The sequence below is a fragment of the Natrinema soli genome (assembly GCF_028618695.1).
Map to the genome: position 1 here is coordinate 1 of NZ_JAQIVI010000744.1, position 9,723 is coordinate 9,723.

8 protein-coding genes are annotated in these 9,723 nt (G+C 51.8%); 2 read left to right on the top strand and 6 right to left on the bottom strand.

Annotated features, from left to right (window positions below):
* Positions 1 to 507 precede the first annotated feature (507 nt).
* A complete protein-coding gene (locus PGX04_RS34870) occupies positions 508 to 1,203 on the top strand; it encodes a DUF7546 family protein (protein WP_425498471.1) in 696 nt (231 codons plus the stop codon).
* A gap of 267 nt (positions 1,204 to 1,470) precedes the next feature.
* On the opposite strand, the gene PGX04_RS34875 is transcribed toward PGX04_RS34870, so the two are convergent.
* Positions 1,471 to 1,614 carry a YHS domain-containing protein gene (locus tag PGX04_RS34875; protein WP_377043794.1) on the bottom strand — a complete coding sequence of 48 codons (144 nt, stop codon included), beginning with the start codon at positions 1,612 to 1,614 and terminating at the stop codon, positions 1,471 to 1,473.
* Between the two features lie 254 nt (positions 1,615 to 1,868).
* Here PGX04_RS34875 and PGX04_RS31415 point away from each other — a divergent pair, with 254 nt between their 5' ends.
* A complete protein-coding gene (locus PGX04_RS31415; RefSeq protein WP_273742063.1) occupies positions 1,869 to 3,293 on the top strand; it encodes an ABC1 kinase family protein in 1,425 nt (474 codons plus the stop codon).
* A 103-nt stretch (positions 3,294 to 3,396) separates the two neighbouring features.
* Here the strand turns inward: PGX04_RS31415 and PGX04_RS31420 are convergent, their stop codons facing one another.
* The 5 genes from PGX04_RS31420 to PGX04_RS31435 all read right to left on the bottom strand — a co-directional run bounded on the left by PGX04_RS31420 (position 3,397) and on the right by PGX04_RS31435 (position 8,643).
* On the bottom strand, positions 3,397 to 3,957 hold the full coding sequence (locus PGX04_RS31420; RefSeq protein ID WP_273742064.1) for a DoxX family protein: 561 nt from the start codon (positions 3,955 to 3,957) through the stop codon (positions 3,397 to 3,399).
* A gap of 101 nt (positions 3,958 to 4,058) precedes the next feature.
* Positions 4,059 to 5,060, bottom strand: coding sequence for a potassium channel family protein (locus tag PGX04_RS31425; protein WP_273742066.1), 1,002 nt, complete (start codon positions 5,058 to 5,060; stop codon positions 4,059 to 4,061).
* Between the two features lie 50 nt (positions 5,061 to 5,110).
* Positions 5,111 to 7,372: a heavy metal translocating P-type ATPase gene (locus PGX04_RS31430; RefSeq protein ID WP_377043797.1), complete on the bottom strand. Its 2,262-nt coding sequence runs from the start codon at positions 7,370 to 7,372 to the stop codon at positions 5,111 to 5,113.
* Between the two features lie 471 nt (positions 7,373 to 7,843).
* On the bottom strand, positions 7,844 to 8,218 hold the full coding sequence (locus tag PGX04_RS34880; RefSeq protein ID WP_425498472.1) for an SPW repeat domain-containing protein: 375 nt from the start codon (positions 8,216 to 8,218) through the stop codon (positions 7,844 to 7,846).
* 71 nt (positions 8,219 to 8,289) lie between these two features.
* A complete protein-coding gene (locus PGX04_RS31435; RefSeq protein ID WP_273742067.1) occupies positions 8,290 to 8,643 on the bottom strand; it encodes a four-helix bundle copper-binding protein in 354 nt (117 codons plus the stop codon).
* Positions 8,644 to 9,723 lie beyond the last annotated feature (1,080 nt).

Here is a 9,723-nt window from a genome sequence, read left to right on the forward strand (position 1 = left end):
CGGTCAGACTCGACGCAATTTCGGCGTGATCTCCGTTTCAGCCAGTCGCTAAACTAGAACGGATGGTAATGACGGTTTCTGAATTAGACTCAGGGACTTCCATACTGCAAACCGGGTCTACTGGCATTGTCTTAGCAGGTTATTTGTGGTTGTTTCAGAGTTATTCCTTTTATTAATGCGTGGTTCGTTTCTATCGGTCAAAGATTTGATTATAGTGCGTATCTCGTCCGTCTGTGCCGTTCGAAATCTCTCCTCGATAGTCGTTCTTTTAAACATAACGTATTAGTCATAGGTCTTGTCGAAACCAGTCAAATGTGGTCCAGATGGCATGCAAATAGAATCGGGACCTAGCCCAATATAGTTCGGGTTTATATTCTCTCAGACTTGGATTTCAGTATGGACCGTCGGTTTGGAGAAATGTACGCAATTCAAATCGTTTTTTGCTCAGTAACCTTTTAGTCACTATAAGAGCTTGAGAGGTGAACAATACTTTGGATTTCCATAACTATGACGCAACCAACATTCGAGAGTAATTCTCTTAGGCGGCTTCTCTTGACTGCCACCTGGTTTAACACGCTATTCGCTATTCAGATAATCGGCGGTCTTATTTACGCATACGTCACGGGTGATATAGGTGTCCGGATCACGCATTTTCTCATCCCATTTATCTGGACCACCGTCTCCGTGTGGGTTATCTGGCATACTCACCCTGTTTCGGTGCGACCATTCGTTCAGTTCCTTGCTGCTATTTCCAGTATCACGTACTTGCTCCTTCTGCTCTATCTCTCTGGGTTAATCGGCCCAGGTACATCTCACCTCGGGCAACTCACTGGTACGAATGGTATTGGAATGACGTGGGGCCGATCACTGGGATGGAGTCCAGTTTTCCTGTATACTGGTGATTTTATCACATTGACTGTAATTCCATACCAATTAGCAGGTCTCCTTGCTATGTCGTATCTCGTTTACGATGCGCTACTCGACCTCGCTCGTTCAGCAATTGGAGGCGTTCTCGGGATCGCAGCGTGCCCCGCCTGTGTTGGACCACTGTTTGCTCCATTACTCACAAGCGGCGTTAGTGGTTCTTCTACTGTGTTACTACTCGGTGTTTATGGATACGAAACTGCTACAGTCCTGTTTATAGCCGCTGTAGGAATACTGTATCATCGTCACAAACTCTCAGATCTGTACCGAAGATTATAAAGGTAAAACACGATGTGATTTATCTCTAACGTGGAGTAATTCTGAGCCCCCCACAACCAGAATTAGACTAACGGATGTGTGATGGTTTGAAAGGATGGTGTTCTCTTGTGATTCAGAAAGGTACACGCGTCTTTCGAACGACACAGCCATCGATACATCTATTCGGCCGTGAAAGCGGATGTTCCAAATGAGCGAGCAGATCGTATTATAGACCGGCAGACCCCAACCTGAGATACCGAAAACCGTGGCGATTGGCCCGGAAAACTGTTACTCTGTATATATCGTCGGCCGTTCTTCGAATCGTTGTCGGCATTCTTCGCTACAGAAGTAATACGTCGCATTGCTGTATCGGACGGAAGTCGCTGCATCGTCGGGTGTTAGTTCCATCCCGCAGACCGGATCTATCGGCATTTTACCTGCGGTTGGTCGCTCTATTGATTAGACATTTCGAAGTAGCTGTAGCACATACCTATTAAGAGTGGGCGGAATAATTCTACGACGACACAATGCTTCGATTTTTTCTTCGACTGGTCAGGATCCTCGGTAAACTTGCCCCATTCGCAATACTCTTTCTTCGTGATCGACGTCAGTTTCTCCTTGTCGGTGAATCCCGTTCTGTATCTCGTGGCGAACACGAACGGCGCGCTCAACGCCTGCGAGATACAATGCTTGATCTTGGGCCGACATTCGTGAAGATCGGGCAAGTCCTTTCGACTCGACCTGACCTCGTCCCACAGGTGTATGCAGAAGAGTTCGTTACGCTCCAAGATGCTATTCCAGCAGGTCCGTATCGTGAAATGATTCCGGCTCTCGCCGAGGATATCGGGTATCACTCCTACGACGATTTCGACCCGGAACCGATTGCCGGTGGATCACTGGCACAGGTTTATCGGGCAACCTACGAGGGAGAACAAGTTGTCGTAAAGGTTAGGCGTCCCGGAATCAAGGACCTCATCGAGACCGATCTCCGTATCATCAGCCGACTAACTCCGCTTGCACTACTCATTGCTCCTGATCGCCTCCAGTTCTCACTTCAAAACATGGCGAATGACTTTGACCGTATCATCTTAGAAGAACTCGACTTCGAACGGGAAGCCCGGATGATGAATGAGATCCAGTCAAACTTCGCTGACGATGATAACGAGACAGTCCATATCCCACACGTCTATCACAATGTATCTTCGGAGCGTGTTCTCACCATGGAGTATGTGGGAGGGACGAAGATTACAGACGTTGATAGACTCAAAGCAAATGGGCATGATCCAGAGACCGTTGCGCAGACGGTTGCTGATGCATACTTTACGATGGGCCTCGAACACGGTGTCTACCACGGTGATCCTCATCCAGGGAACCTTGCCGTAGATGATGAGGGTCGAATCGTCCTCTATGACTTCGGGATGAGTGGTAGATTTACGCCAGAGATGCAATCGAGTGTCGTGAATCTTTATCTAGCCGCTGTGAATCGAAACGTCGAAGCCATAATCGATGAACTCGTTTCCCTGGGTGCCCTCGATCCTGACGCGGATAGGGTCGCCGTTGGACATGTTATTGAGTTAATCATCGAGGATTTGGAGGGGAGCGAGTCGGTAAACTGGCAACAGATCATCGACGTCGTGATCGGAATGCTCCACGACTTTCCATTTCGCCTTCCCCCAGACGTCATGCTAGTTATCCGGGTAGGCTCAATTGGTGAGGGCGTTCTCAGGCAGCTCGATCCAAGCTTTGACTTCCTCGCAGCCGCACAGATATTCCTCCGCGAACACGGCTTCCTCCAGCGAGCAGCCCGGATGAAACTCGCTGAAGCCCGATCCGACATTGAAGCCTCTCTCTGGGCTCTTCTCCGCCTTCCCACGAAACTGGAACGCGAACTGGACGCACAGGAGCAGGAACGTACAGCGATAACCCGAGGCATAGTACAGAATCAACGTCGGGAGACTCGTTCGATTGGATACGCCATCCTCGCAACCGGGGCAATCGTAAGTAGTGGCCTTGTACTGCCTGTAAATCACATCTATGCTGTTGTTGGCATCGTAGTCGCATTCAGTTTCGTCATTCTGTTTTTGCACTCTTCTAGTCTACAACCGCGATAGGCACGGTCATCGAGACATAGATCTTGCAAGTTCCGTCATTGCTGCAGGAACCGTACCTCAAGGTACGTTGGGAAATAACTGGAGGTAGGTAGGGTGGAGTAGCTCATCCAAGGACATACTCAAGAAGCGGATACTTCTTGATCAAAGGTTGGCCGTCGATCTCATATTGTTCAACATATCCATCTAAGCCAAGAAGGCGTCCAGCTCCGAATGCAGCGACTGATAGAAACACGAGCATGTACATGAAATCGGCATTTATCGGACCATGCGCCAAGTCCCAGTTACCGAAGTAGAAAAAGAGCATCATGAGTGCACCGAAAAAGGCTGCCAAGCGAGTGAGGAACCCAACTAGAATACCGAGTCCGATTGCAACTTCTCCCCACGGGACCGCGATGTTTACGAAATCCACGAACCAGGGGGTTTGCCCCATCCAGAGGAACAGTCCTTCGAGGGGATTGCCGTTCGTTCCAGCAACGTTTACGAGATATGGTTGTGCATCGAAGTCGCCAATGACTTTCTCGGCACCAGAATAAAAGAACGCGAACCCTATGACTAAACGCAACGCGAGGACGAACCACGCACTAAGGGAGTGAGCACGTCCTTCGACAGTAATCCCGGCGAGGGTCGAGCGAAATTCGTTCTCATGGGTTTCAGATTCAGCCATAGGTATCTCCTATAACATATCCTAACGTAGAGCCATATAAAGACTGTCGCTGAACTGGGATAATGCGTTTCGAAGGTTACGGTCTTTGGCTATAGTGGAATTCAGGTATCTCGTTTTGTAGGCCATTGCCGGGTATCCGATTCGACGAGACCAAGCAGTGTTTGCCGACGCATATTTAACTCGTCAAGCGATCTCTCGAATTCTTCGTTCGAAACAGTTGGGATACCTGCTTCACTGAGGGCCCCGAGATCTGGTGAGGGAGGGGGACTGTCCGCAGGATCGACGAACGTCTTGTGCAGCGTTTCGAGGTAGCTCTCGACGCTTTTGCGGGCGCTTCGAACGACGATCTCACTCGGTTGGTGTTCCTCTGGGACGCCGAACCGGATGAGCGTCAAGGCTTCATCAAGGACCGTGATTTCGACGGCCGGGGATCGGTCGGCCTGAGCGCTGTGAAAGTAGTGAAGAACGGGATAGGCTTTGTGATTCTCTGTAAGGATAGTAAGTTGGGTTACGAATGTGTTCAAAGGCAGATCAAGCCCTTGAAATTCCTCTCCGTTCCAGGCCGTTCGAACGATCTCCTCGCTTTGCGTGCCGAATCCACTTATGTTGGTGGCGAACGCGCGTTTCTGGGTGACTGCATCGAGAACTGACAGCGTATAGGTGACGCTAAGCGTTACGAAGAGCAACCCACTTCCCGTTGCGAGTATCGTAATTACCTGCCAGATCCCTTCTCGTGGAGCGAAATCGCCAATTCCAAGCGTAAAAACCGTGTATCCGACGAAATAGATCCTATCGGTCCACGACACAGGACCGCGATTGAGTGTATCGAGGAGGATGTTCTCTGCCCCAGCGAAAATAAGCGTCCATCCGCACCAGAGCAGTAAAACCCATCCCCCGAGGCTCAGCACGAGGATTAACAGTCCTGAGAGGCTGAGCAGCCGTGAGTTTTGGGTACCGATCAGTCGTAGTGATCGCCACGTCCACACCATCAAACGAGACGTGAGTGGACCAGCGCCGCCCTCAACCCAGAGTGTTGTCCAGAGAAGGTCGATTATGGTTCCGATGAGAAGAATTACACCAAGAGTGAGATAGATTGAGTTCATTTCACCGAATGAGTGATATGATGATTAGTTGCTATCGATAGTCGATCATTCTAATCGGATGGTTGTGCGCCTTTAGCTGATGACACGCCTGGCAAACTCGGGATGGAAAGATCGACGCGACGGAGTAGCTGCGCGTTGATTGCGACAATAACCGTACTGAATGACATTAGGATCGCACCAACTGCTGGCGAGAGTAAGATCCCAATTGGCGCGAGAACACCCGCGGCTAACGGGATAGCAAAGACGTTGTACCCGGCGGCCCAGACAATGTTTTCCTGCATCTTCCGGTAGCTCGCCTTGCTCAGCTTCACGAGACGGGCAACGTCCATCGGATTGTTCTGCACGAGGATCACGTCTGCGGACTGAACAGCTACGTCTGTCCCGCTTCCAATAGCGATGCCGACGTCTGCCCGAGTCAGCGCGGGAGCGTCGTTGACACCGTCGCCGACCATCGCCACGAGTTTGCCTTGGTTCTGTAGCTCCTGGACTTTCTCGTCTTTGTCATCTGGCAGTACCTCCGCGAACACAGTATCGATTCCCAGTTCGTCGGCCACTGCATTGGCCACGTCCTGCGAGTCGCCGGTCAGCATCGCCACTTCGATATCGAGTTCGTGGAGCGCATCGACGACCCGGTAGCTCTCGTCTCGGATTACGTCCGCCATGGCGAAGGCGGCGATCGGCTCTTGATTTCGAACGATGTATACGACAGTTTGTCCGTTTTCCCCGGCTTCATCGGCAAATCGCCGCAGCTCCGACGGGACATCAGTTTCGAGGTAGGTCAGAAGGTTCGGACCGCCAACGTAGACCTCTTCACCTCCAACCCGCGCGCGAACTCCACGACCTTTCATCGCTTCGAAGTCCTCCGCCTCGGGAACGCTAACACCTCGTTCAGCAGCTGCTTCACGGATGGCACGGGCGATCATGTGTTCCGAGTCCCCTTCAACCGCCGCTGCGAGAGCTAGCGCCTCTCCCTCGTCGATACTGTCCGCGGTCGCTGTACCGACGACGCCGTGTTCGCCCTCGGTGAGCGTTCCTGTTTTGTCAAAGATGATCGCATCCAAGTTTCGCGCTTCTTCCATGGCGATACGATCCCGTACCAGCATCCCGTTTCGGGCGGCCAGTGAAGTGTTGATTGCAACCACGAGCGGGATGGCGAGCCCGAGTGCGTGCGGACACGCGATCACGAGGACGGTGACGACTCGCTCAATGACCGTTGCATTGAACGACACGGCGATTGTCCACGCGACGGCGGTCACGGCTGCTGCCGCTACAGCAACGTAGAACAGCCAGCCGGCGGCTCGATCGGCGAGTACTTGCGTCTGCGACTTGCTCCCTTGTGCTTCTTCGACGAGGCGCATGATCCCCGCGAGGGTCGTCTCCTCGCCCGTTGCTTCGATACGGACGCGAAGACTCCCATCGCCGTTGATAGTCCCGCCGATCACCTCGTCGTCTGGTTCCTTCGAAACCGGCATCGATTCGCCGGTGATCATCGACTCGTTCACGTCCGAGTCCCCCTCCTCAACGACGCCGTCGGCGGGAACGCTGGCACCGGGTCGCACGAGGACGAGGTCGCCTTCGGAAAGTTCGCTCACCGGGACTTCTTCGGTTTCACCGTCTTCGGTAATCCGTTCGGCAGTGTCGGGCATGAGCTGCGCGAGTTCATCGAGCGCACTCTGGGCCCGTCGAACCGAGCGCATCTCGATCCAGTGACCGAGAAGCATAATGTCGATAAGAGTCACCAGTTCCCAGAAGAACGCTGACTCGGTCGGGAGGACGATGCTCGCCAAACTGTAGACGAACGCGACTGAGATCGCCATCGAGATGAGCGTCATCATCCCCGGCGACCGATCCCGCAGCTCGGGGGCGGCCATCCGGAGGAAGGGGATGCCACCATACGCAAAGACGATTACCGCGAAAACCGGGTTAATCCACTCGCTTCCGGGAAACGCTGGAACGGAAAATCCCAGCCATTCCTGGAGCATCTCGCTGTAGAGGAGGACCGGAATCGAGAGCAGCGTCGAGATGAAAAACCGACGGCGGAACATCTCTTCGTGGCCCTCGTGCATTCCACCATGATCACCGTGGCCATGACCTCCTTCGTCATGATCCATCTGGTGTTCGTGTTGTTTCTCAATCGCTTGTTCGGCTTCATTTGCGTCCGTTGCCTCTTCCTCAAGCATCGACTGTTCTACTTGAGGTTCTGATTCCCCCTCGGCACCACCTGTCTCGTTGGTTTTGGTGCATCGATGATTGTGGTCAGAGTGGTCTTCAGACGGATTTTCGCCGTTCGTTGAGTGGTTGTGATCGTCCATGAGTTTACTCAGTAAATACAGCAGCTATTGTAATCCGTATATCGTCTTCCTATCATTAGTTTCTGTCTCTGCATCATTGTCGAGGGTGAGAAGGCGTTGACCGAGAACTACGCTTATGACTACTGCGACAAATCCAGTAATCAAGGCAAGTGTTCGCCGATGTATCGATAGTCCAGATGATCGTACGAGTGGCGACCTTCGGTTGGGAGATCGGCGGTACCGGCTGCGGTTGGCGGGGGAATCTCCTCGATCGGAATCGAGTGGCGCAGTGAAAACACTCGATGACTCTACGGGAGGTAACGGACACCAGTCGATTGAGCCATTATGGCCGACTAAAACGACCATATTCCCGTTGCCGATTGTGGCGTATTCTTCAAGCCGTTTGTACGTCGTGTCAAGTAATTTCATTGTTGATGCGAGTGCAGACTGTCCCTCATTGCCGATTCGGTGGTTGTGAGTGAATCAAACGCTCTATCCCGTAGCTATCCGGAAAGACGAGGTCTGTCCGGTGATAGCTGCAATGTATGTATTGTAGCTCCCAAAGCTCGCTATAAGCGTGCCTAAAATGACGTCGTGCCACAATGGTAGTCCCTCAAGTCTGAGTACGAACGGTTCGACGATGAGCCAGAATCCGAGGACTGTGACAAGTCCAGCCCCAGTTGAATTCAATGGGTGTCGTCTATCAGCCTTATAAAAATTGTAGCCGGCGATGGGAACGATCACAAGGCCGACGAGTACAGCATTCCAACGACTGATCGCTGGCATTCCGAAGATGATTGAACTAGCAACTAACCAGCATCCGAGTACAACGTTGCTGCCGGCTGTGTACCTCGCTATCGGGCCCATCGCCTAGTATTTGTGGGAATTCGGTTGAGAGCTGTTCAGTCTTGAAGCTACAAATCGAGGTGTTTGGAACCCTAGGCCGATGCCATGTTCCGACAGGTCTCTGCGCAGTCGCGGAGGACGTCTGCACAGACCTGACAGTGTTCGGCATCGTGCTGCTCACATTCGTCAGCGCATTCCTCGCAGGCATCAGCAGTGATTGCGGCGATATCCGAACTGTATCCGGAGTTTCGGGCCATGAATCGCGCGTGCATGGTCGTCAGGTCAGCGACGTCCCGGCAAAGGCGGAGACACTCGGCCATTCCCTCACCTTCATCGGCGCACTCATCAGCGCACCACTCGCATGCCTGAGCACACTCGAAGCAGGCGTCGATACACTGTTGCATCTCCTCGTTCTCGCTCACGTGGTCGATTTCAGTTAGTGCCATCGCATTTGCTTACTTGAGATGATCCCGTTTTGTTATCCACATCCCAAATCAGTGGGTGAAGTGGTGAGGAGTAGAATTCGACGAGGGTGTTAGCGTCGTCGTAATCGGTGAGGCTTGGGTTATACGAGATTACTGCCACCACACGTGGTTCGACAAGAATCAACTCTCGTATTAGTACAGATAACCTAGTACTGGTGCACTCACACCTGTTTTCTAATTCCCGACGTTGCTTCCCAGTACTATAATGCGGTATTAGATTGACCCACCAGCAACGCGTTTTTCACCGGCGCGATTTCATGGTGTAGTTTGACAGGCAACGGTGGTGATGTCTACACTATGGTCCATCCTGTGATCCAATATGCCAGCATCCCTATCGTAATCATAATTAGTACTGTAGCTGGCGTGTTCGCACTCCTTTCCTGGCGGATCTTCCGCAACTCACCTTTCGGAACGGCGATTGCTCTCCTCACCCTCGGTATGGTCGCAATGGCGACGTATCACGTGTTGCTCCTCGCCACTGAAGTGGAGCCTTTTGCTCTTCACGTATTCAGAAGCGCCATTAATACAATAATTGCTATATTTATTGGGCTAATGATAATACGCCATCGTCAGCTCCGACAGAAAATAACAACCGGTGATAGTGAATGGACGGACTAGATACCTTTGCTTGGTACAATCTGGTGATCGGAGTCATCGTTATCCTAGAGCTTTGTTACTTCATTTATTCCGAGTATGTAGTATCTGAATATAGAAGATTCGTAATGATAACTGTTGGCGGGTTGGCCTTAGTGACAACGGGGGGACCGATAGCCGAGTTAATCGCACCATCGCTAATACATGTCGTGCATGGAGTGGCGGGCCTATTAGTTGCTTTTGGCCTATATGATCCAGTTAGAAACGATATTCGCACTGTAGAATGGTCACAAGTGTTGTTAAATGATCCAATTCAAATTAGACATCCGGCCGAATGGATGACACCCATGGACGACGAAATCCTCGGCATGTTCTATAATACCATCCGTTCTAGTTTAGCAGATCGGGGGATCCAGAGACACCAAGCTAGAATAGTCAGTAACTAGA

Bases quoted from the DNA above. Each gene is read 5' to 3' on its own strand.
- PGX04_RS31430 (WP_377043797.1), bottom strand. From the start codon at position 7,372: ATGGACGATCACAACCACTCAACGAACGGCGAAAATCCGTCTGAAGAC.
- PGX04_RS31425 (WP_273742066.1), bottom strand. From the start codon at position 5,060: ATGAACTCAATCTATCTCACTCTTGGTGTAATTCTTCTCATCGGAACC.
- PGX04_RS34880 (WP_425498472.1), bottom strand. From the start codon at position 8,218: ATGGGCCCGATAGCGAGGTACACAGCCGGCAGCAACGTTGTACTCGGA.
- PGX04_RS34870 (WP_425498471.1), top strand. From the start codon at position 508: ATGACGCAACCAACATTCGAGAGTAATTCTCTTAGGCGGCTTCTCTTG.
- PGX04_RS31435 (WP_273742067.1), bottom strand. From the start codon at position 8,643: ATGGCACTAACTGAAATCGACCACGTGAGCGAGAACGAGGAGATGCAA.
- PGX04_RS31415 (WP_273742063.1), top strand. From the start codon at position 1,869: ATGCTTGATCTTGGGCCGACATTCGTGAAGATCGGGCAAGTCCTTTCG.
- PGX04_RS34875 (WP_377043794.1), bottom strand. From the start codon at position 1,614: ATGCCGATAGATCCGGTCTGCGGGATGGAACTAACACCCGACGATGCA.
- PGX04_RS31420 (WP_273742064.1), bottom strand. From the start codon at position 3,957: ATGGCTGAATCTGAAACCCATGAGAACGAATTTCGCTCGACCCTCGCC.